Source organism: Thermostichus sp. OS-CIW-26, assembly GCF_054058395.1.
This window is the reverse complement of record NZ_JBSSAG010000022.1, coordinates 1-20,520: the sequence shown is the minus strand read 5'-3', so window position 1 is coordinate 20,520 and position 20,520 is coordinate 1. Positions and strand designations below refer to the sequence as shown.

At 58.3% G+C, this 20,520-nt stretch carries 17 protein-coding genes and 1 tRNA gene; 11 read left to right on the top strand and 7 right to left on the bottom strand.

Annotation, left to right across the window (positions count from 1 at the left end; translation table 11 throughout):
- Positions 1-45: 45 nt before the first annotated feature.
- The 3 genes from ACVW0C_RS09630 to ACVW0C_RS09620 form a co-directional block, all read right to left on the bottom strand.
- A complete protein-coding gene (locus tag ACVW0C_RS09630) occupies positions 46-2,043 on the bottom strand; it encodes a nitrate ABC transporter ATP-binding protein (protein ID WP_457385141.1) in 1,998 nt (665 codons plus the stop codon).
- Between the two features lie 159 nt (positions 2,044-2,202).
- Positions 2,203-3,030, bottom strand: a complete 828-nt coding sequence (ntrB, locus tag ACVW0C_RS09625; RefSeq protein ID WP_457385139.1) for a nitrate ABC transporter permease — start codon at positions 3,028-3,030, stop codon at positions 2,203-2,205.
- A gap of 522 nt (positions 3,031-3,552) precedes the next feature.
- The gene (locus ACVW0C_RS09620; protein ID WP_457385137.1) at positions 3,553-4,863 is read right to left on the bottom strand and encodes a CmpA/NrtA family ABC transporter substrate-binding protein; all 1,311 of its coding nucleotides are present in this window, start codon (positions 4,861-4,863) and stop codon (positions 3,553-3,555) included.
- A 204-nt stretch (positions 4,864-5,067) separates the two neighbouring features.
- Here ACVW0C_RS09620 and ACVW0C_RS09615 point away from each other — a divergent pair, with 204 nt between their 5' ends.
- The 9 genes from ACVW0C_RS09615 (at position 5,068) to ACVW0C_RS09575 (ending at position 12,689) form a co-directional block, all read left to right on the top strand.
- The gene (locus tag ACVW0C_RS09615) at positions 5,068-6,165 is read left to right on the top strand and encodes a tocopherol cyclase family protein (RefSeq protein WP_457385135.1); all 1,098 of its coding nucleotides are present in this window, start codon (positions 5,068-5,070) and stop codon (positions 6,163-6,165) included.
- Between the two features lie 175 nt (positions 6,166-6,340).
- Positions 6,341-6,414 (top strand) — tRNA-Arg (locus ACVW0C_RS09610).
- 118 nt (positions 6,415-6,532) lie between these two features.
- Positions 6,533-9,007 carry an ATP-dependent Clp protease ATP-binding subunit gene (locus ACVW0C_RS09605; protein WP_457385133.1) on the top strand — a complete coding sequence of 825 codons (2,475 nt, stop codon included), beginning with the start codon at positions 6,533-6,535 and terminating at the stop codon, positions 9,005-9,007.
- 127 nt (positions 9,008-9,134) lie between these two features.
- Positions 9,135-9,770, top strand: coding sequence for an ATP-dependent Clp protease proteolytic subunit (locus ACVW0C_RS09600; RefSeq protein ID WP_414349574.1), 636 nt, complete (start codon positions 9,135-9,137; stop codon positions 9,768-9,770).
- 17 nt (positions 9,771-9,787) lie between these two features.
- Positions 9,788-10,057 carry a hypothetical protein gene (locus ACVW0C_RS09595; RefSeq protein ID WP_414328712.1) on the top strand — a complete coding sequence of 90 codons (270 nt, stop codon included), beginning with the start codon at positions 9,788-9,790 and terminating at the stop codon, positions 10,055-10,057.
- A 37-nt stretch (positions 10,058-10,094) separates the two neighbouring features.
- Positions 10,095-10,430, top strand: a complete 336-nt coding sequence (locus ACVW0C_RS09590; RefSeq protein ID WP_049749557.1) for a Uma2 family endonuclease — start codon at positions 10,095-10,097, stop codon at positions 10,428-10,430.
- Entirely contained in the window at positions 10,378-10,989 is a 612-nt protein-coding gene (locus ACVW0C_RS09585) for an ATP-dependent Clp protease proteolytic subunit (protein WP_011432257.1), read from the top strand. Before ACVW0C_RS09590 ends, ACVW0C_RS09585 begins: the two co-directional genes overlap by 53 nt.
- A 155-nt stretch (positions 10,990-11,144) precedes the next feature.
- A complete protein-coding gene (locus tag ACVW0C_RS09580; RefSeq protein WP_457385132.1) occupies positions 11,145-12,338 on the top strand; it encodes an RNA-guided endonuclease InsQ/TnpB family protein in 1,194 nt (397 codons plus the stop codon).
- Between the two features lie 48 nt (positions 12,339-12,386).
- Entirely contained in the window at positions 12,387-12,689 is a 303-nt protein-coding gene (locus ACVW0C_RS09575; RefSeq protein WP_414423903.1) for a hypothetical protein, read from the top strand.
- Positions 12,690-12,693: 4 nt separating this feature from the next.
- On the opposite strand, the gene ACVW0C_RS09570 is transcribed toward ACVW0C_RS09575, so the two are convergent.
- Positions 12,694-13,281, bottom strand: coding sequence for a chromophore lyase CpcT/CpeT (locus ACVW0C_RS09570; RefSeq protein WP_414423904.1), 588 nt, complete (start codon positions 13,279-13,281; stop codon positions 12,694-12,696).
- Between the two features lie 8 nt (positions 13,282-13,289).
- Here ACVW0C_RS09570 and ACVW0C_RS09565 point away from each other — a divergent pair, with 8 nt between their 5' ends.
- A complete protein-coding gene (locus ACVW0C_RS09565; RefSeq protein WP_457385130.1) occupies positions 13,290-14,684 on the top strand; it encodes a malic enzyme-like NAD(P)-binding protein in 1,395 nt (464 codons plus the stop codon).
- 177 nt (positions 14,685-14,861) lie between these two features.
- Here the strand turns inward: ACVW0C_RS09565 and ACVW0C_RS09560 are convergent, their stop codons facing one another.
- Positions 14,862-15,731, bottom strand: coding sequence for a putative CRISPR-associated protein (locus ACVW0C_RS09560; RefSeq protein WP_457385128.1), 870 nt, complete (start codon positions 15,729-15,731; stop codon positions 14,862-14,864).
- Positions 15,732-16,499: 768 nt separating this feature from the next.
- On the opposite strand from ACVW0C_RS09560, the gene ACVW0C_RS09555 reads away from it, so the two are divergent.
- Positions 16,500-17,171: a DUF1614 domain-containing protein gene (locus ACVW0C_RS09555; RefSeq protein WP_457385127.1), complete on the top strand. Its 672-nt coding sequence runs from the start codon at positions 16,500-16,502 to the stop codon at positions 17,169-17,171.
- On the opposite strand, the gene ACVW0C_RS09550 is transcribed toward ACVW0C_RS09555, so the two are convergent.
- Together ACVW0C_RS09550 and ACVW0C_RS09545 are read right to left on the bottom strand one after the other, a co-directional pair.
- A complete protein-coding gene (locus ACVW0C_RS09550) occupies positions 17,168-19,366 on the bottom strand; it encodes a caspase family protein (RefSeq protein WP_457385125.1) in 2,199 nt (732 codons plus the stop codon). The genes ACVW0C_RS09555 and ACVW0C_RS09550 overlap by 4 nt on opposite strands.
- Before the next feature lie 266 nt (positions 19,367-19,632).
- A complete protein-coding gene (locus tag ACVW0C_RS09545) occupies positions 19,633-20,265 on the bottom strand; it encodes a CPBP family intramembrane glutamic endopeptidase (protein WP_457385123.1) in 633 nt (210 codons plus the stop codon).
- Positions 20,266-20,520: the final 255 nt, after the last annotated feature.

Genomic DNA, 20,520 nt, shown 5'->3' with positions numbered 1-20,520 from the left:
CTCACAACGGGGAATGTGCTTTTGCAAGGGCGCCCAAGTGGGTATCTAGAGCAACACAGGACGACGATCTAAGGCAACCTCGGCTACATAAATATCGTGCTTAATCGCCAAACTGTTGAGGTAGGCCAGGGGATCCTCGCCATTAAAAGGGATCCCGTCGAACAACTGAATGGGCTGCCTTTGGTAGGAGACATCCAGTCCCAGCTCGCGGGCTGCCGTACTGAATACCCCCACCTGACACACCCGCTCCACGATCTCCACCCAGTTGCGAGGGAAGGGCAGCTCCCCCCAGCGGGCCATTTGGCTCATCATCCACAGATGCTCGGTGCGGCTGGGACGGTTGCCGGCGCCCAGAAAGAAGCGGTGGTGGGCATATTCCCGCATCGGCCTGTCCAAGTCACAGATCAGACGCTGGGGATCCCCCAGATGAATGTAGGATGGGTCGGTGCTCAGGTAGGCGCGGCGGCTGAGCAGCTCGCGAATCTCGTCGTGATGGGCCGGATCTTCGCAGTAGCGGCAGGCTTCCAACAGCGCTTTCACCAAGGCAATGTGGGTGTTGGGGTAGGCCCTGGCCCAATCTTCTCGCACCCCCAACACTTTGCCGGGATGGCCCAGCCAAATCTCCAGATCCGTAGCCACCGTAAAGCCACTGCCCTCCAGGGCGGCCCGCAGATTCCAAGGCTCTCCCACACAGTACCCATCGATGTTGCCGGCTGTCAGGTTGGCCACCATCTGAGCCGGGGGCAGCGTTTTCAGTACCACATCGTGATCCGGGTGGATCCCACCGGCTGCCAGCCAATAGCGCAACAGCAAATTGTGCATAGAGCTGGGATGCACCACCCCAAAGGTAAGCCGACGGCTGGGACTATCCAGAATGTAAGCCTTCAACTGGCTGAGGGTGTGGATCCCTTGCTCGTAGAACCGCTTATGCAAGGTGATGGCATTGCCGTTGCGGGTCAAGGTGAGGGCCGTAACCACCGGCTGAGGCGGGTTATCCCCTCCGCCCAAAGACATCCACACCGGCATACCGGCGGGCATTTGGGCCGCATCCAGATAACCTCCCTGAATGCCGTCTTGGATCCCTCGCCAACTGGTTTCCCGCACCAAGTTCACTTCTTCCAAGCCGTGTTTGGCAAAGAACCCTTTTTCTTTGGCCACAGCCAACGGAGCGCAGGCAGTGAGGGGCACAAAGCCGATCTCCAAGTTGATCTTTTCCAAGCCATGCCTGGCCACCACAGTGCTGCGGCGAGCACGCCATTGCTTGATGCGTTTTTGTTGGTTCAAAAAGTAGATGATCTCGCTGCGGTAGCTGTAGTAGCTGGGATGGTTGACCACCTCCAGCCGACGGCGGGGGCGGGGAATATCGATGGTTAAAATGTTGCCAATTCGGGATCCCGGCCCGTTGGTCAGCATCACCACCCGATCCGAGAGCAGGACGGCTTCGTCCACGTCGTGGGTGACCATGAGGGTGGTCATCTGGTGTTCTTCGCAGATGCGCATCAACTGCTCCTGCAAATTCCCGCGCGTGAGCGCGTCCAAAGCGCCAAATGGCTCATCCAACAACAACACTTTGGGCCGCAAAGCCAGGGCACGGGCAATGGCCACCCGCTGCTTCATACCCCCGGACAATTGGGCTGGGAGCTTATCTGCTGCGTGGCGCAAACCCACCAGATCAATGTGCTCTTCCACGATCTGCTGACGCTCAGCCGGAGAATGGTTTTTAAGAACGGCATTCACCGCCAGCGCAATGTTTTGCCGAACCGTTAGCCAGGGCAAAAGCGAGTAATGCTGAAACACCACCATGCGATCGGGGCCGGGAGCCGTAATGGTATGTCCATCCAAAGCCACGATCCCTCCGGTAGGCAGAGACAACCCCGCCACCATGTTCAGTAGGGTGGACTTGCCGCAGCCGGAGTGGCCGATTAAGGAGACAAACTCCCCGCGGTGAATTTGGAGATCGATCCCTTTGAGGGCTAGATATTCTTGGCCTCCAGGCAGACCAAACGCTTTTTCCACTTGCTCTACACTGACCAATACAGACACAGAAGACCTCCCCACCTGTAGATATTGCTCAGCAACTCGGATCCCAGACCTCAGTTCTACTCTTTTTGAAGAGCTGATTGGGGCTAACACTCAAAGACAATGTAAGAGGGATCCCAACTCAATTGGATGGACATGCAGTGAAAAGATCTGCAAACGAGGCTAGCGATTGGCTATTTTGTTTTGCAGGGCAGCCACCAGTCGATCCAAAAGCAAGCCCACCGCCCCAATGTAGATGACAGCAACGATGATCTCAGTCACGTAGTTCTGCTGGTAGGCATCCCAGATGAAAAAGCCGATCCCTGGCACACCCGACATCACAATCTCTGCGGCAATAATGGCCAGCCAAGACAGGCCGATGCCGATGCGCAGACCTGTGAACATGTAGGGCAGGGCTGAGGGCAGCAACACCTTAAAAAAGAAGTCCACTTTGGAGAGCTTGAGCACTTTGGAGACGTTGATGTAGTCTTCCGGGATCTGTCTCACCCCCACAGCCGTGTTGATGAGAATGGGCCAAATTGAGGTAATAAAAATAACGAACAGGGCAGCCGGCTCATTGCGTTGCAAAGCAGCCAAAGATATGGGCACCCAAGCCAAGGGAGCTACCATGCGCAAAAATTGGAAAATGGGATCCAAAGCTCGGTTGATCCACACACTGCTTCCCACCAAAATGCCCAACGTGATGCCCACCAAAGCGGCACTGCAATAGCCGATGGCCACCCTTTGTAGGCTGGCCAAGGTTTGGCGCAGCAGCCCTTGGTCGAGGTCGCTGTTGCGGTACAAAGGATGCAGGATCAGATATCGGCTGCGCTCATCCATCCACACATCCCAGGGCCCCGGCAGCCGAATAAGGTTGGCACTGGCCAAGAGCTGCCAGATGAGCAGGAATCCAACAATACCCACCACAGGGGGGAGAATCTGATCTCGGTACTTCGCCAAATCGAGCTTCGCCGTTGCAGATTTTGCCGGAGAAGAAAGTGTTGTCGTCATAGCTCCTAGAGGAGGATAGGGTTTTACAAGGTTCTCTGTTGTCGCGCTCTCAGAACATTCCAGCCGCAGGGTTCTACAACGTGTTGGAAACAGAGCATGAACTGGGATTGGCCTTGCCTTTTCTTTGGATGGGCAAACACAGGGATTGCAAACTCAACAAAACTCTCACGACAATCAGAAAACTCAGGATTCCTACGGCTATTGAAAGGATGAGCTTGTCCCAGCGAGGCTGGGCCGGCCTCTCAAAAGGAGGATCCCTGAAGAGTTCGCGCGGAACGTGAAGTAGAGCCAACATAGCCGATCCTCAACATGGCATTTAAAGTTATTCAAAAAGTGCGAGGCTCATAGCATCCATCAACTTTCCATCGTTTGGGCAGAAAGCTCGGCACCGCTTTTTTCGACCTCGTGGGATCCCACAGGTAGGCAGGATCCCTGTCGCGCGAGAGATTCGAACAAGGAAACGGTAAGCCATGGACTTCCTGCGAAAGAAGGTGAGGAACTTGGCCCAATCAAGCTATTCAGCTAGACCCTTTTGATTTTCAGGCTGTTCAGGTAAGCCTGCGGATTCTGTGGGTCAAACACCACACCGTCAAAGAAACGCTCTGTTCCCCGCGAGGTGTTGTTGGGGATGTTCTTCACCCCCAGTGCCTTGGCGGCCTCACGCCAGAGATCTTCACGGTTCACTTCATCCACCAGACGACGGGCAGTATCCAGATCGGGAAGGAAGCGAGCGTGAAAGCCCCAACGCAGGGATTCCGTCAGGAACCAAAGGTCATGGCTCTTATAGGGGTAAGAGACGCTGCCCCGGCCATCTTCCCAGTACAAGGGCCCGGCATTGAAATCTTGAACAGCTGGCTTGCCGTCTCCCAATTCGTAGTTGCCTTGAAAGGGAGGGGTGAGAACTTCAACCGGCACATTCAGGTAGGCACGCCCTGAGAGAATGCGTGTCAGTTCTTCTCGGTTGGCCGGATCGTCGCACCATTGCTGCGCTTCCATCACCGCCATCAAAGTGGCTTGTGTGGCCCTGGGGTTTTGCTCTACCCAATCGGCGCGAATGGCCAAGTATTCTTCGGGGTGAAAGGGCCAAATCTGTTGGGTAAGGGCCGCCATAAACCCGATCCCATCGGCCACAATCCGGTAGGGCCAGGGATCCCCCGTGCTAAAAGCATCCATGGTGCCATTGCGCATTCCCTGCACCGTTTCGGCAGAGGGAACCGCCAACAGGTCGATGTCTTGATCCGGATCTACCCCCCCAGCAGCAAACCAGTAACGGATCCAAAAATCTTGATTGACGTTGGGGAAGGTATGAGCGGCCTTGAATTTGCGTCTGTTGCTGGCGCTGAAGTTTTTGATGTAATCCGCGGCTCCCGAGATATCCAGCCCCAAGCCCTTGCCAACGTGCATTCCGGCAATGGCAATTCCGTTCCCCTGGGTGATCAACTGACACAGAACTGCCATGCGCACCGGCTGATTGTTGGTGATGGCGCCAATGTGGATCATGTGAGGCATCGGCATCTGCCACTGGCCGCCGTCAATGCCCCCACCTGCTGAGCCGATGACCACGTTGTCACGGGCTGCCGGCCAACTGGCCTGCTTTAACACCTCTACACCGGTCATGCCGTGCTTGTCGAAAAAGCCCTTTTCCTTGGCGATGATCAGGGGGGCAGACTCCACAATCGGTATAAAGCCTAACCTGAGATTGGGGGTTTCTGGGCCGCTGGCCTGGGCAACCCAGTAGCCTGTGCTGGCCCGTGCTAAGCTGCCACTCACGAGTCCACCCACGGTGGCCGCACCCGCAGACAGCAAAAAGTTACGACGTGACGTCATGCTCACCTCATCGAAAGGATATGTGAAGGCAAGATGGAAGCTTTCCGGTTCAAGTCGCCTGACCCATGGATTTCCTTCGTGAAATCTCAAGAAATCCTTAAATCTCAGCTTGGTTGATATCCTAAGGGCAAATAAATATAGAAACAATACAATTATTATTTTGGTAAGCATAGACTTCCGTTTATCATTGTTGCGATGGCTTAGGTCTCAATGGCGTTTCCTCCAACGGCGGCTTGCTCTGGGCAAAACAACTCAACAGATTGGGGATCCCTGCCCCATGCCGGCTATCACTGGGATGGCTGCACAGAGCGGTTTTTCGAGGGCTGGTACAGCCGCGTCACCTTGCCCGGGGATCCGCCCATCAGCTTTGCCTTCATGTACGCCATCGATCCCAAGCGTGGGGGCATGGCTCAGGTGTTGGGGCCAGAGGAGGAGCTGCATTGGCGCACCTTCCCCAATCCCCGCCGCTTTTGGGCCAGCTCAACCCATCTGGCCTTGGGGCACTCAGGGATCCCAGACCCTGGCTGTCGCGGCCTTCAGGATCCCTTCACCTTCTTCCAGCGCACCGCCAGTGGCTACCAATACACCGCCCACCTCAATCAGGGGATTTTGCCGGATCCCTTGGTCTCTGAGCCTATTCGCTGGCTCTACCGCATTCAACCTCGTTTTGCCTATGGGATCCCACCCCGAGCCACCATGGGAGCCTGGTCTTATCTGCCCATCTTTGAGCCGGGCTGGCAGATCCTCATGAGCCATGGCTTGGCCACCGGCTGGGTGGAGTGGAGAGGCAGGCGCTATGCATTTCAGCAGGCTCCCGCCTACGCCGAAAAAAATTGGGGCCAAAGCTTTCCTCGCCGCTGGTTTTGGATCCAGTGCAACGCCTTTCCCCAACATCCCGGCCTTAGCCTCACCTGTGCCGGAGCTGAGCGGCAGGTGCTCACCCGCCCCGAAGAAGTGGCCCTAATCAGCCTGCATGGATGGGGATCCCAGCCCTTTTTGGAATGGCGGCCTGGGCAAGCTCATCTGACTTGGCAAGTGGATCCCTGGGGATCCTGGCGAATCTGGGGAGAAAGTGCCCTCTGGTGTATTCGGCTAGAAGGGCACACGCGGCGGCCTGGCCAAACTGTATTCGCCCCTGGCCCAGAAGGGATGCAGCGCAACTGTCGGGATACCCTGGCAGGACATCTGCACCTGCAGCTTTGGCAGCGCAACGGCCAAGTCTGGACGCCGGTGATCAAGGCCACCAGCCCCCAAGCCGGCCTCGAAGTGGGGGGAGAAGTCCGGCAACCTTGGCAAGGGCAATGTTAACGCTGGCGGATATCTACACCCCCGCTGGACTTTCCAAAGAACGCTCTTGTGCTAGAATGCCTAAGCCACATTGATAGATGTCCATCTCTGTCTCTGGATAGTACTGGATAGTATCTGAGTAACTATGGACAGATAGTATGGACAGACAGTCAACCGTGGTTGGCCCGCCCCTTTTGCGCCTGTAGCTCAGTGGACTAGAGCACGTGGCTACGGACCACGGTGTCGGGAGTTCAAATCTCTCCAGGCGCGTTTTGGCCCCAGACAGCTTCCGTCTGGGGTATTTACCGTCCCTTGGTTTCGCCAGAACTTGTGCTAGGATTACCCCTATCAAGTCCGCCTTGATGCAGGCGTAGGGAGCCCGAGGATCATGTTTGAACGCTTTACAGAAAAAGCCATCAAGGTGATCATGCTGGCCCAAGAAGAAGCCAGACGGTTAGGTCACAATTTCGTTGGCACCGAGCAAATTTTGTTGGGGTTAATCGGCGAGGGCACTGGGGTCGCCGCCAAAGTTCTCAAGTCCATGGGAGTGAACTTGAAGGACGCCCGCATTGAAGTCGAGAAAATTATCGGTCGGGGATCCGGTTTTGTGGCCGTCGAGATCCCTTTCACTCCCCGCGCCAAGCGAGTGCTGGAACTCTCCCTAGAAGAGGCCCGCCAGCTCGGCCACAACTACATTGGCACTGAGCACCTGCTCCTGGGCCTGATCCGAGAAGGGGAGGGAGTAGCGGCCCGCGTCTTGGAAAACCTGGGGGTGGATCTGTCCAAGGTGCGCACCCAGGTGATCCGCATGTTGGGCGAGACCGCCGAAGTGACGGCAGGGGGGGGATCCTCCAGCCGCACCAAAACGCCCACCCTGGACGAATTCGGCTCCAACCTCACCCAACTGGCCCAGGAGGGCAAGCTGGATCCGGTGGTCGGTCGGACGCGGGAGATCGAGCGGGTGATCCAGATCTTGGGCCGCCGCACCAAGAACAACCCCGTCCTCATTGGCGAGCCAGGGGTGGGCAAAACCGCCATCGCCGAGGGTTTGGCCCAGCGCATCGTGCAGGGGGATGTGCCCGATATTTTGGCCGACAAGCGGGTGATCAGCCTGGATATTGGCTTGCTGGTGGCCGGCACCAAGTACCGCGGCGAGTTTGAAGAGCGCCTCAAGAAAATCATGGATGAGATCCGCAATGCCGGCAACATCATCCTGGTCATCGACGAGGTACATACCCTGATCGGGGCCGGGGCTGCGGAAGGGGCGATTGATGCCGCCAACATCCTCAAGCCTGCTTTGGCCCGCGGCGAGCTGCAGTGCATCGGCGCCACCACCCTGGATGAGTACCGCAAGCACATCGAGCGGGATGCTGCTCTGGAGCGCCGCTTCCAGCCCATCATGGTGGGCGAGCCGACGGTCTCCGAGACCATCGAGATCCTGTTTGGCTTGCGGGAGCGCTACGAGCAGCACCACAAGCTGAAGATCTCCGATGCCGCCTTGGATGCGGCAGCCAAGCTGGCCGACCAGTACATCTCCGACCGGTTCTTGCCAGATAAGGCCATCGATTTGATCGACGAGGCTGCTTCGCGGGTGCGCCTGATCAACTCTCAACTGCCCCCGGCGGCCCGGGAGCTGGATCAAGAGTTGCGGCGAGTGCTCAAGGAGAAAGACGCTGCGGTGCGGGCCCAGAACTTCGACAAGGCTGGTGAGCTGCGGGATCGGGAGATGGAGATCAAGCAGCAGATCCGCGCCATTGCCGCTGCCAAAAAAGCCGAGGAGAGCAGCCGCAGCGAAATGCCTGAGGTAACCGAAGAGGACGTGGCCCAAGTGGTCAGCGCCTGGACGGGGGTGCCGGTGGCCAAGCTGACCGAGAGCGAGTCAGTGAAGCTGCTGAACATGGAAGAAACCCTGCACCAGCGCATCATCGGCCAAGACGAAGCGGTGCGGGCCATCTCCCGGGCCATCCGCCGCGCTCGGGTGGGGCTGAAAAATCCCAACCGCCCCATCGCCAGCTTCATCTTCTCCGGCCCAACAGGGGTGGGCAAAACCGAGCTGACCAAGGCTTTGGCAGCTTACTTCTTCGGCTCCGAGTCGGCCATGATCCGCCTCGACATGTCGGAGTACATGGAGCGGCACACGGTCAGCAAGCTGATTGGATCCCCGCCGGGCTATGTGGGCTACAACGAGGGGGGTCAGCTCACAGAAGCGGTGCGGCGTCGCCCCTACACGGTGGTGCTTTTCGATGAGATCGAGAAGGCGCACCCGGATGTGTTTAACCTATTGCTGCAAATCCTGGAGGATGGCCGCCTGACCGATGCCAAGGGCCGCACGGTGGACTTCAAGAACACCCTGATCGTGATGACCTCTAACATCGGCTCGAAGGTCATCGAGAAGGGCGGCGGCAGCCTCGGCTTCGAGTTCAACACCAACGACGAGGATGCCAACTACAACCGCATCCGCAACTTGGTGAACGAGGAGCTGAAGCAGTACTTCCGTCCGGAGTTCCTCAACCGCGTGGACGAGATCATCGTCTTCCGGCAACTGACCAAGGATGAGGTGAAGCAGATTGCCGACATCCTGCTCAAGGAAGTGTTTGACCGCATGACGGAGAAGAAAATCCGCCTTACGGTCAGCGACCGCTTCAAAGACTTGGTGGTGGAGGAGGGGTATAACCCCAGCTACGGGGCACGCCCGCTGCGCCGCGCCATCCAACGCCTGCTGGAAGACATCCTGGCGGAAGAGATCCTGACTGGGCATGTCCAGGAGGGATCGGAGGTGCTCATCGATGTGGATGAGGAGCGCAAGCCCAAGGTGCTGGTCACGGAGCCGGAGCGGGTTCTCTTGCCTCAAGGGGCGGAGTAAAGCTGGCTTTGAGAGGTCCTCAGACTGCAAGGGATCCGTTGGGATGCTGCGGATCCCTTGTGGTCCTCAAGTGTTGTTTTTTTGGTGTTTTTCAGTTGAACAGACCCAGGCGTAGGAGAACTCTGGCATGGTGCAATCGACCTACTACTACTATGGCGGCGCTCCGGTTCGTACCCCGCCTCCGGATTTGGCTTCGCTGCTGTTGCAGGAGCGCATTGTCTACCTGGGCTTGCCCCTTGCAGAGGAGTCGAATGCCAACGTCACCAAGCTGATCATCGAGCAACTGCTGTATCTGCAGTACGAGGATCGGGAAAAGCCGATCAAGATGTACATCAACTCGACGGGCACCTATAACTACGACACAGCGGCCTTTGCCATTCTGGACACCATGAACTACATCAAGCCGCCTGTGCATACTATCTGCATCGGCAATGCGATTGGGATGGCGGCCATGTTGTTGGCAGCAGGAGCCAAAGGATTTCGGGCCAGTCTGCCCAATGCCACGATCGTGCTCCACCAGCCCTATGGGGGCACCCGTGGACAGGCCAGCGACATCGAAATTCGCACCCGCGAGATTCTGACTTTGCGCAACATGATGCTGGAGCAACTGTCCCGCAGCACGGGCCAGCCTATGGAGCGGATCAAGAAGGACACAGAGCGGCTGTTTTTCATGACACCAGAGGAAGCCAAAGCCTACGGCCTCATCGATCAGGTGCTGACCAGTTCCAAAGGCGTGCCGAAGTTGGCAACAGCCAAAAACTGAAGCAGAGGGATCCGTCGATGGTTCAAGTTCCCGTACAGCCTTTAACGGCGGAGGAGTACCTCCACCTCACGGACGGGCTTTATGAAGGACGGGTTGAACCTGAAGACGGGTCCATTCGGGAAGCCGAGGAGCGTATGAACACCCTCATTGAGCTGTTTCTGGTTGCGGAATTGCCCAAGTTTTTGCCCATCCAACGCCTGAGCTTGGGCCAAGTTGAGGTCGAAGTGCCCGCAGCCAAGGCTCGGTTGCGCAATCCAGAGGTGATGGCTTTGCATCCCGCTATGTGAGCTTGCTGGGAAACGGTTGCGGAATCCTTGCCTGCACATGCCCCTGCCGCTGTTGGTGGTGGAAGTCGTTTCCCCCGGAGTAGACAATGAAAAACACGATTATCAAGACAAGCGCAAAGATTACGCTGCCCGTGGGATCCCAGTGGATCCAGCCAAGCAGTCCGTTTCCGCGGTGCGCTGGGTTGGCGGAGAATACGAAGGCGAGGTCAAAACTGGATCTGGACGCATTGTTTCCTCGGTTTTGCCCCAGCTGGATTTGAGCGCGGAAGATATCTTACAAGCGCGTCGTTCTGTGTTTCATACTTTGCCAGGAGAAACTTATGCCGATTGGAGTGCCTCGGGTTCCCTACCGTTTGCCCGGCGAGCCCTATAGCCAGTGGATTAGCCTTGACGATCGCCTGTACCAAGAGCGGATTTTGTTTATCGGCGAGCCCATTGACGATAGCTTGGCCAATACCATCGTGGGGGTGATGCTCTACCTCAACTCGCAGGATCCGCAAAAGGACATTGTGATGTACATCAATTCTCCCGGTGGCTCTGTGACGGCGGGCATGGCCATCTACGACACCATGAACCACATCAAGCCAGATATCGTTACGGTTTGCGTGGGCCAAGCAGCTTCAATGGGAGCCTTTTTGTTGGCTGCTGGCACCAAGGGCAAGCGGTTTGCCCTGCCCCACTCCCGCATCATGCTGCACCAGCCTTCGCTGGGCACGATCCAAGGCCAAGCCAGCGACATTGAAATTCGCGCCCGCGAAACTCTGCGAGTCAAACGACGCATGAACGAGATCTTGGCGCAAACCACCGGCCAACCGCTGGAGAAAATCGAGCGGGATGTGGAGCGAGACTTTTACCTCTCGGCCACGGAAGCTCAGGCTTACGGCATCGTGGATCGGGTGATCCAAGAGCGCTCGGAAGCCATGGCCAGCTAAAGGGATCCCCCCCTTTCCCCCAGCAACAGGTCGAGGGGTTGGGAAAGGTTGGGAGGGATCCCTTCAAGGGGTGGAGTTCAGCTAGAAATCGCAGGAGCCCCGTACTGTACCCGTAGGGTCAGTGTCGGGAGGAATGCGGAAGTTATGATAGAACCATGACCCAAGTCCTGACCGTCTCCTGCAAGCTCAAGGTGTCCCAGTCGCAAGCCGCCAAATTGGACGCGACTTTGGAGGCTTTTGGCCAAGCCTTGAATTGGGTCAACCAGAACACGCCGGAGAAAGTCGCCAACGCCGTTAAGCTCCAGTCTCTGTGCTACCGCGAAATCCGTGCCCGGTTCGGCTTATCCAGTAACTTGGCTCAGCAGGTCTGCAGACGGCTGGCCGGCGCCCGTAAAGTTGCCCAACAGAAAAACCGCCCCGTCAAAGCGTTCAAAGGGGGCTTCGCTACCTACGATGCACGTATCTTTTCGTTTCGCGAGAAAGACTGGTCGGTGTCGCTGACCACGGTGGAGGGTCGGGAGCGCTTTGAGCTGGCGATTGGCCGCTACCAGAGAGAACGGCTGGCGGGCTCCAATCCCAAATCCGCCACTCTGGTCAAGCGTAAAGACGGCTCCTACTCCATTCAAATCTGTGTGGAAGCGGAGCCATCCCCACCGCAACGCACGGGCAGAGTGCTGGGGGTGGACCTGGGGAGGACAGATATTGCCCATACGTCAGAGGGTGATAACTGGAATGGACAGCAGTTGAACCGAATCCGAGACCACTACTCCAAGCTGAGGGCGGCACTCCAACGCAAAGCCAGTAAGGGCACACGCAGTTCGCGGCGCAGATGCCGTCAACTGTTGCAACGGCTGTCTGGCAAGGAGAGGCGCTTTCAGGCGTGGGTCAATCATCGCATCTCCAAAGCTATTGTCTCTAGGGCAAAGACCACAAACAGCGCTATTGCCCTGGAAGACCTGACAGGGATCCGGGAAAGAGTCAATCAACAACCCCGCAGCAAAGCCGAGCGGCGCAGGGCCAACAGTTGGGCGTTCTACCAACTACGCCAGTTTCTGGAATACAAGGCGAGGGTTGCAGGGGTTTCTCTGATTCTTGTGCCGCCTGCCTACACGTCGCAGACCTGCCACCGGTGTTTGCACATCCATCCCGACCCTGCGCAATCCTATCGCAGTGGTAAGTCGTTCAAGTGTGGGCACTGTGGATGGGAAGGAGATGTGGACTTGAATGGTGCAAACGTAATTGCGCTCTTGGGGGCTGCCGTAAACCGGCCTAGAGGTTCGGGCCTGTTTTGTTCTCTGGTAGAGCAGAGCAGGCTCAGGGCTACTGAAAGCCCGCTCCGTACCGCTTAGCGGTCGGAGTCGGGTAGTTTACTGGACAACGCTAGGAGAACCGGTCGGATGGGCCAACGGCTCTGGAGTGCAGGACTGGGCTGCTGCGCGGGTCTGCTGCTGCTTTGGCCGGAAGCTTGGGCACTGCCCCCTGCCGATGAGATCCCGGAAGAGGTGTTGCGGGCCCAGCCCGACTTGCGGGCTCGCTCTCCGGTCGATAATCAGCCCCTCACCGCCGACGAAGCTCTGGAACTCCAGGAAGCCTTGGCAGCTCGGCCCGAAACCGGATCTGTCTCTCCAGAGGTGGAGCGGCTGATCTTTTTGCTCAGGCTGCGCAAAGGGTTTCGAGATCTGTTTCCCTTCCTGTTTTGAAGGTTCAGACCTGAAGAGGAGCCGGTGGGATCCCTTTTTGGTAACGGTAGGGTCCGGCGCGGGATCCCCAGGTTTGTTGGCCAGTGGCGGCGTCAAAGCCCCGATCCCAGGTGATGAATTCGCTGGGGGTGAGGTCGAACTCGATGTGGATATAGGTGCTATCCCCGGGGTTCAGACGACATTCTCCACCTGGCAGCATTTCGCCGTGGTAGCAGTCTGGGCGCTTTTCCACCAAAATGCGACAACCGGGCAAATGCTCCAGGTCGGCCAAGGAGAGCTGCGCCAAGCGCTGCGGATCCTGAGAGGCACCTGCCCAAGCTGCTTGATCCCGCAATTTGTAGTTCTCGATCCGCAAGGGATCCCCCAATACCTGGAGCACCCGGCTGCGATAAAACTGGCCCGGCGTGTGCTGGTTAAATTGCTCGGTAAAAAAGCCGATCCCCTCCGAGAACAGGTGGGGAAGGCGCACGTACCAAAGGCTGACCGGCACAAACCACACCGGCTCTGCCATCGCCTGGGCGCGGTTGCTGTAGTAACCCTCCAGCCAGTTGGCCAGGGTGTGCAAGTCGGAAGCGGATTTTTCGTCTACCATAGGGAGCTATGACAAAACTCACCCCCAGCTCCAGCTATAGCATTGCCCTGCGCATTCGCCTGCTCAACCAGCCGGGAGCCCTAGCCCGCGTCACCCAGGCCATTGCGGAAGTGGGAGGCAGCCTCAGCCAGATCGATCTCATCCACCAATCCCCTGCGGAGACGGTACGGGAGATCGCGGTGGATGCCGTCAGCAGCGAGCATGCCCAGCAAATTCGCGCCGCCGTGGCTGCCCTACCCAATGTGAAAGTGGAGCGGGTGGTAGATCGCACCTTTGAGCTGCATCGAGGGGGAAAACTGCAAGTGGTGGCCAAAAGCCCCCTGGAGAGCGCCGCCGATCTGGCCATGGCCTACACGCCGGGGGTAGGGCGGGTTTCTCTGGAAATTGCTGCCAACCCCGCCGCGGTCTATGAGTACACCATCAAGGGCAACAGTGTGGGCATTGTAACCGATGGCAGTGCGGTGCTGGGCTTGGGGAATGTCGGCCCGGAGGCAGCTTTGCCGGTGATGGAGGGGAAGGCGGCGCTGTTCAAGCGCTTTGCCGATATCGATGCCTTTCCTCTGTGCCTGGCCACTCAGGAGGTGGGGGAAATTGTAGAGACGGTGGTGCGCCTGGCGCCGGGATTTGGCGGCTTTAACCTGGAAGACATCAGCGCCCCTCGCTGCTTTGCCATTGAGTCTCAGCTCAAGGCCCGCCTCAACCTGCCGGTGTTTCACGACGATCAGCACGGCACCGCCATTGTGGTGCTGGCGGCGCTGCTGAATGCCCTGAAAGTGGTGAAAAAGAGCCTAGACGAGGTGCGCATTGTCCTCAACGGGGCCGGGGCAGCCGGCATTGCCGTGACGCAACTGCTGCGGCGGGCCGGGGCAGCCCACATCCTGGTCTGCGACCGCCAAGGGATCCTCAGCCGCTCCCGTTCCGATCTCACCCCCGAGAAGGCGGCCATTGCCGTCGAGGAGAAGGGATCCCTGGCGGAAGCCTTGGTGGGAGCGGATGTGTTTATTGGGGTGAGCGTGGCCAATGCCCTGACAGTGGAGATGGTAGAAAAAATGGCACCGGATCCCATCCTGTTTGCTTTGGCCAATCCGGTGCCGGAGATTCAGCCCGAGCTGGTGAGCGATCAGGTGGCGGTGATGGCCACTGGGCGGAGCGACTACCCCAACCAGATCAACAACGTGCTGGCCTTTCCGGGCGTGTTTCGCGGCGCCCTCGACTGCCGGGCCAAGCAGATCAACACCGAGATGTGTGTGGCTGCCGCTCAGGCCATTGCGGCTTTGATCCCTGCCGAAGACCTGGATCGCCACTGGATCATCCCCTCGGTCTTCGACGGGCGGGTGGTTCCCCAGGTGGCCGCTGCGGTAATCCAGGCTGCCCGCCAAACCGGCGTGGCCGGGATCCCTTGAGGGCTACCTAGGGCACCAGGTGACAAGCCACAAAATGCCCCGCGCTCACCTCGCGAAAGGCCGGGGGTGGATCTTGGCCTGTTCCTTCCCTGGGGGGAACTCACACCAGACGACCCAAGCGCTCCCGCAACTCAGCGGCGGCCTGCTCCAGGTGCTCAGGGGTGTAACCGGTGGTCTCTACCCTGACAGCAAGGTGGGTGTCCTGGCTCTGGTGGAGATGGATCCACAAGGGCCGTCCTCTGTTTTGCGGTTTGCAGCTTTGACGCTGTTTTTGGGGGCAGAGTAAGCGTGCGGGTCGTAGCGGACCAGATCCACCCAGGGAATGTCTCGCAGGAGTTTTTCCACCTTGACCCAGCTGCGAGGACGGTGGTGGCTGCTGTCGACCTGCAGCTGGATGACTTCGGAGCGAGGTCGGCCTGAAAAGGACTCCGTCCCGCTGGCGCGATAGGACTCCGTCCCGCTGGCGCGATCGGGAAGACCTGCCCGAGGGATCCGGGGCTGAACTTCCGGCTGTAGGTAGGGCAGGTAGACCAAAGACTTGTATTGCTCATGGATGTAGCAAACTGGGATCCCCAATTGGCTGCCCACCACAGCCATGATCATGGCTTGGGCTTTGAACCCACCGGTGGCGGCAAAGGTGACGATCCCCTTGGCGCTCTCTGCCAACTGTTTCAACAGCTCGGCCATCCGCTCCAGAGAGGATCCCTCTAGCTCGTAGTCGATGCCGGGAAGGGGCACCAGAGAAACCTGTTGTTGGCCCAGTTCTCTTTCAAAGAAGAGCTTCAAAATCCGGGCACACTCCAGCCCATGGGGGGTTGCGGAGTGCAGCAGAACCAAAGCATCGCCGGGGGTGGGATCCAGGCGGTAGTAGGTGTTGGTTAAGGACTCCGTCCCGCTGGCGCGATCGGCGCTGATCAGCTCCAGATCGGTTCTTTTCATCCAGGCCAGCGCTTGCTCCGGATCCCCGATGGTTTTTTGTCCCACCCAGGGGCGCTGCGGCTGCAGGTCTTTGTCAAGGTTGGTGAGCAAGGAGGTGCCCACAGTCATGATGATGGTCTGCATGATAGGCGGTTAACTCAAATTTTTCGAGAGCTCTGTCTTGCTTTGCGCCCAGAGCAGCTGGACTTTGCCGATTCTGCTATCTTCTCTGATATCTTCAAATCTGGAAAGTAACTTCGTTGCCCTTGATGTTGGTGATGGTGGCCTTCAGTTTTTGACCAATCTGGAAGCAGGCTTGGCGGGCCCGCTGTTGGGTCTAGTCTTGTGGGTATTGGTTGTTTTGCTGTGGTCTGTCCTACTGGGGCTCGTTTGCCGCGCCTTGGGGAACGGCGTCCCTGCGACCAGAGTGGCTGTTGGGCTGGGATCCCTGGTGTGGCGGAGTCTCGCCAGCAGGCATCCCCCCATTCCCGTAGTAGCGGGCCATGCCTAGCCCAGGATCTGCAGCACCTCTGCCGGCCTGTCCTGTAGGGCTACATCTTCAGAGACTACCGCAAGTGGAACATTCATACTGAACAGTATCTGCGCGACCTTTGCTTCGAGACTGTTGAAGAATCTAATCACATCAAAATTCGGTTTTATGGAGATCCGCGCTATCAAATCGTTATGGCTAAAACTCCTGGCGACTGGAGGGCTGGCCGCAATATTTCAAGGACTCCGTCCCGCTAACGCGATCGGGATATTCGCAACCTCATTTTTGGCCTTTGAGATCCTGAAACGAATAAAGTTTAGTTGCAAACCTAACTTTCTCAGGGGGCACGCAGCTGAGAAAAGTTGAACCGAGTCCTGATAGGCTGAAGAAAAGTTGGGATCCCTGCCATGTTCTACTTACCGGTCTCGCTGTTGTTGTTTGTAGTGCTGTTGCTGCTGCTGCCGCTGGTTTGGTTGGGGTTGGCGGTGGATGTGGTGGCGCTGGCAGTGGGGAAATTGGGCTTTTCCCGAGATGGGGCGTTGTTGCTGCTCTTGGCAGTGCTTGTGGGCAGCTCGGTCAATATTCCCCTCTATCGGGTGAAATGCGAGGTGACGCTGGTAGAAGACCTAGCTAGCTTGTGGATGCGGCAGTTCTGGGGGATCCCTTTGACCAAGCTTTCCCAGGAGACGGTGATTGCCTTAAACGTGGGCGGGGGGCTGATCCCGGTGCTCTTGGCCCTATACCAATTTGGGCGGGCCGATAGCGTGCTGATCCTGGCGGTAACGGCGCTGGTAACCTTGGTCAGCTACTATGCTTCCCACGTGGTGCCGGGGATCGGCATTCAAATGAACCCCTTGATTGCCCCGGCTACGGCAGCCTTAGCCGCTCTGTTTTGGGCAGGGGATCAGGCGCCAGCGGTGGCCTTTGCCGGCGGGGTTTTGGGTACCCTTATCGGGGCGGATCTCCTGCACTTGCCGGAGGTGTTGCGGCGCAATTGCTCAGGCATTCTCAGCATTGGCGGGGCCGGGGTTTTCGATGGTATTGCCCTCTGTGGCTTGTTTGCCCTGCTGCTGAGCTAAACCAGCAAATAGGTAAGGGAAAGGGTGATGGATTGGGCGGGATCCAGCCAACGCAAGTCGGGATCCCCTAAGGACTCCGTCCCGCTGGCGCGATCGGGGGCACGCTGAGTCAACTCCTCGAGGAGCGTTTGCGTCCATTCCAGCGGCCCATTGAGCAACATCGGCGAACGGGCTACCCCCAGTTTGCGGGCCATAGCCTTGAGGGCTTCCAAGCTGGCGGACAGGGGTCGGGTGCTGGCCACAAACAACAGCTCCGTCAGCCCTTGGGCATGACAGGTGAGCAAGTCAGAGCTCACAGCAGAGCGCAGCTCGCCATCGACCTCCGGCAAGGGTGGCAAAGTTAAACTGCCCTTGGCTTCCAGGCGAAGAGGTGTGGTGAAGTTGTCCTGAGGCAGGGGGGCCAGCAGGTGCAGTTGTCCGGTCGGGTCGATCAGCAACAGGTAGCCGAACAGATGCTGATCGCTGTTGTTGCAAAGGGTGAGATGCAAGGGATCCCCTCGCGTAAACCGCTGCATACCCACCTCAGCAGGAGCGGAAGTTGCGGACTGGACAAGGCGTGCCGCCAACGGGGGAGCTAAGGACTCCGTCCCGCTGGCGCGATTGGCAGCTCTACCTTTGACAGCCAACTCCGCCACCACCGCCAAGGAAGAGGAAACAGCATTGAGAGTGGTGCGCAAACGTTTGGCAGCCAGCAGATGGGCAAGACGGGGAGCTAACCGCTGGACGGCCATTGCTGCAGCCTCTCCTGCTGGGCCACAGGAATTCAGGAGCAATTCTCGCCCCGGCCAGAACAGGCTGTAGCTGTTCACTTCCAGGGGTTTGAGCAGGGTATCCGACCGTTCGCGCCAGCGGGACGGAGTCCTAAAAGCAGTGGCCATTTCCGGGGTGATGCGGCCCAACAAACAGTCCACCTGTCGCTCGCGGGGGTTGGCCGTTTCCATCCAGCTGTAGCCGGCAATGGCATTGGTCAGATCCACCTTTTCAATGCGGCCCAGGTTCTCCTCTAGGCCAACCAAAAGCTTGAGCGTGCTGGAGAGGCCGCGCAGCTGCTCCCGCAAAGGTGTGCCCACAGGGGGAAGCTGCCCTTCCGGACTGGCCATCTGAACCTGAGCCAACAGCCCACTGCGAGAACGCATGAGCAGCGGCGTCGGCGAAGAGGCGGAAGGATCGGCGGGAATGGGAACCAAAAGAGTACCCGGCTGCAAACCACACAGGGCCGCCGATGGGATCCCGCCTAACCACACCTGAGCCCGATTCCCCTTCACTTCTTGGACTACCCCGCTCACCCCTGCCTGCGTGGGCGCAAGAAAATAGGGGTGGATGTGTCGAGCAGTGTCTTGGCCTTCCAAGGTGGGGCGTTGGCAGGCGAATAGGCCCAGCTCTCGCCGGCTAACCACTTGGTTAAAGGCCACCAGCAGACGAGTGGCAGGCGTGGTTTCCCACAGGTACTGCGTCAGCAGATAGGTGAGTACCCCAGCATAGAATCCTGGCCAAGCGGCTTCTGCTGCCAAGTCTTGCGGGGTGGTGGCCGAAATCAGCAAGCCCTTGGGCGGAGACGGCCAAACCCGCTGCGGCTCCGATCGCGCCAGCGGGACGGAGTCCTTGGAGTCCGAGATCGCGGCTGGGGGACGGGAACGCAGTTGCAAGTTGCCTCGCACCGACGGCGAGACATAGGTAAAGCCACAGTCCAGAAGGGTGGTGATCTGGGCAGTGCCCAAGCCTTCCAAAAGCCGGAAAAAGCTGTCTAGCTCCATTGCTGCCACTCCCTCAGAGCCAGACAACAGCAGCACCGGCTGCCAACAGTTGGGCGCGGATCCCAGCCGCCACTGGCCATAGCCGCTAAACTGCACCACTACCGTTTCAGCCGTGTGACCTTGACCCCCCAAGTGCTCTGCAAAGGCCGATTGGATCCCAGCCGGCGTGGCTGCCCCATCGGTAAGGGTGAGAATGTCTGCCGGGTCAAAACCAAAGCGATAGAGGAGTAGCTCCCGCTGCAACTCCACATCTGTCAAACACCCTTGTAGCGCGGATCCCTCGCCAAGGTAGCGGTTAATACCGATGAGAACAGCCAGCTTGCGGGAGCCAGCCGCCAAAGCTTGCCCATATCGCTCAGCCCGGCCCCTCAACCAGCCAGGGGATAGGCCAAGACCGGCAGCAACCAGGAGGAGTTTTTGCAGAAAAGACCGCCTTTCCATGTTGACCCTCTGGGCTGACCCCCGGCCCAACGACTACCCCATCGGCCGGCGAGCCACAGCTAAACTTTGCACTGGAATCTGTTGCTGCCTATTTCAGGATATCCCCATCCACACAGCTTTTTCCCGAGATCGAGTGACAGTTTTTGGCGTTTTCTTTGCATTCCTTATCAATCAAACCTCCGCTACTTCCCATGGGGATCCCACGGCAGCGCTCTTCTGTCAGACAAGTCCGTCAGACAGGAGGGAAAGTGTGAGGAAGTCAATACTCAGCGGTTCAGGAAATAGGGCAAGCAAGCCCCACGCTCCGGCCAATGGAAGCGGACGAAGGGAACCAAAATGAACCCAGCTATCCCCAGACAGAACAGGCCGAAGTAGAGGTGGAAAGCCCCGACTGGATCAGCTGGTTCCATCCTTCCCCCTCCTAGGGATCCCAGCGCTAAAGCCAAGAGATTGTTCAAGGCATGAGCCAAGACAGGCAAGGTCAGGGAGCGGGTCTGCAGGTAGAACAGGCCCATCACCAGGCCGAACACCGTCAACCCGACGGGGTTGGGGTGCAGCAGGCCAAATACCCCAGAAGAAGCCAGCAGACCTCTGGAGAGGCCCCACTTGAGGCCCCAGCGGTGTAGCAAGATGCCGCGAAACAGCCACTCCTCCGTTATGGGGGCCACCACCCCAATCGAGAGCCAGCGCAACCCCTGATACACCTGCGGCCAGGCCGTTTCCCTATCCTCTTCCCCCAGTGAGTGCAGCATCGACTCCGCCAGCTCTGGTGCAAGCCAAGATATCAGGTAGATCATCAGTAAAGTTGTGCCGATGGAGAGCACTACCAAAGCCGGCACCACCCGCAGCAGGGATCCCCAAGGAATAGCAGCCCGCCAGTTGCCCCACAGCCGTCTCATCTGCAGATGGGCTTGCTGCCCCCGTCGCCAGCTCCAGATACAGGTGAGGACAAATGTAGCGCAATAGACAAAGTCGGCCAGCAGAGGATCGTCAGCTAGAAATTGCAGGAGCCCCGCACTGTACCCGTAGGGTCAGTGTCGGGAGGAATGCAGAAGTTATGATAGAACCATGACCCAAGTCCTGACTGTAGCTTGCAAACTCAAGGTGTCCCAGTCCCAGGCCGCAAAGTTGGATGCGACAATGGATGCCTTTGT

Coding starts and splice junctions, on each gene's coding strand:
- ACVW0C_RS09615 (WP_457385135.1), top strand. CDS start 5,068: ATGGCGTTTCCTCCAACGGCGGCTTGCTCTGGGCAAAACAACTCAACA.
- ACVW0C_RS09585 (WP_011432257.1), top strand. CDS start 10,378: ATGCCGATTGGAGTGCCTCGGGTTCCCTACCGTTTGCCCGGCGAGCCC.
- ACVW0C_RS09555 (WP_457385127.1), top strand. CDS start 16,500: ATGTTCTACTTACCGGTCTCGCTGTTGTTGTTTGTAGTGCTGTTGCTG.
- ACVW0C_RS09590 (WP_049749557.1), top strand. CDS start 10,095: ATGCCCCTGCCGCTGTTGGTGGTGGAAGTCGTTTCCCCCGGAGTAGAC.
- ACVW0C_RS09600 (WP_414349574.1), top strand. CDS start 9,135: ATGGTGCAATCGACCTACTACTACTATGGCGGCGCTCCGGTTCGTACC.
- ACVW0C_RS09575 (WP_414423903.1), top strand. CDS start 12,387: ATGGGCCAACGGCTCTGGAGTGCAGGACTGGGCTGCTGCGCGGGTCTG.
- ACVW0C_RS09550 (WP_457385125.1), bottom strand. CDS start 19,366: ATGGAAAGGCGGTCTTTTCTGCAAAAACTCCTCCTGGTTGCTGCCGGT.
- ntrB (WP_457385139.1), bottom strand. CDS start 3,030: ATGACGACAACACTTTCTTCTCCGGCAAAATCTGCAACGGCGAAGCTC.
- ACVW0C_RS09570 (WP_414423904.1), bottom strand. CDS start 13,281: ATGGTAGACGAAAAATCCGCTTCCGACTTGCACACCCTGGCCAACTGG.
- ACVW0C_RS09565 (WP_457385130.1), top strand. CDS start 13,290: ATGACAAAACTCACCCCCAGCTCCAGCTATAGCATTGCCCTGCGCATT.
- ACVW0C_RS09605 (WP_457385133.1), top strand. CDS start 6,533: ATGTTTGAACGCTTTACAGAAAAAGCCATCAAGGTGATCATGCTGGCC.
- ACVW0C_RS09560 (WP_457385128.1), bottom strand. CDS start 15,731: ATGACTGTGGGCACCTCCTTGCTCACCAACCTTGACAAAGACCTGCAG.
- ACVW0C_RS09595 (WP_414328712.1), top strand. CDS start 9,788: ATGGTTCAAGTTCCCGTACAGCCTTTAACGGCGGAGGAGTACCTCCAC.
- ACVW0C_RS09545 (WP_457385123.1), bottom strand. CDS start 20,265: ATGAGACGGCTGTGGGGCAACTGGCGGGCTGCTATTCCTTGGGGATCC.
- ACVW0C_RS09580 (WP_457385132.1), top strand. CDS start 11,145: ATGACCCAAGTCCTGACCGTCTCCTGCAAGCTCAAGGTGTCCCAGTCG.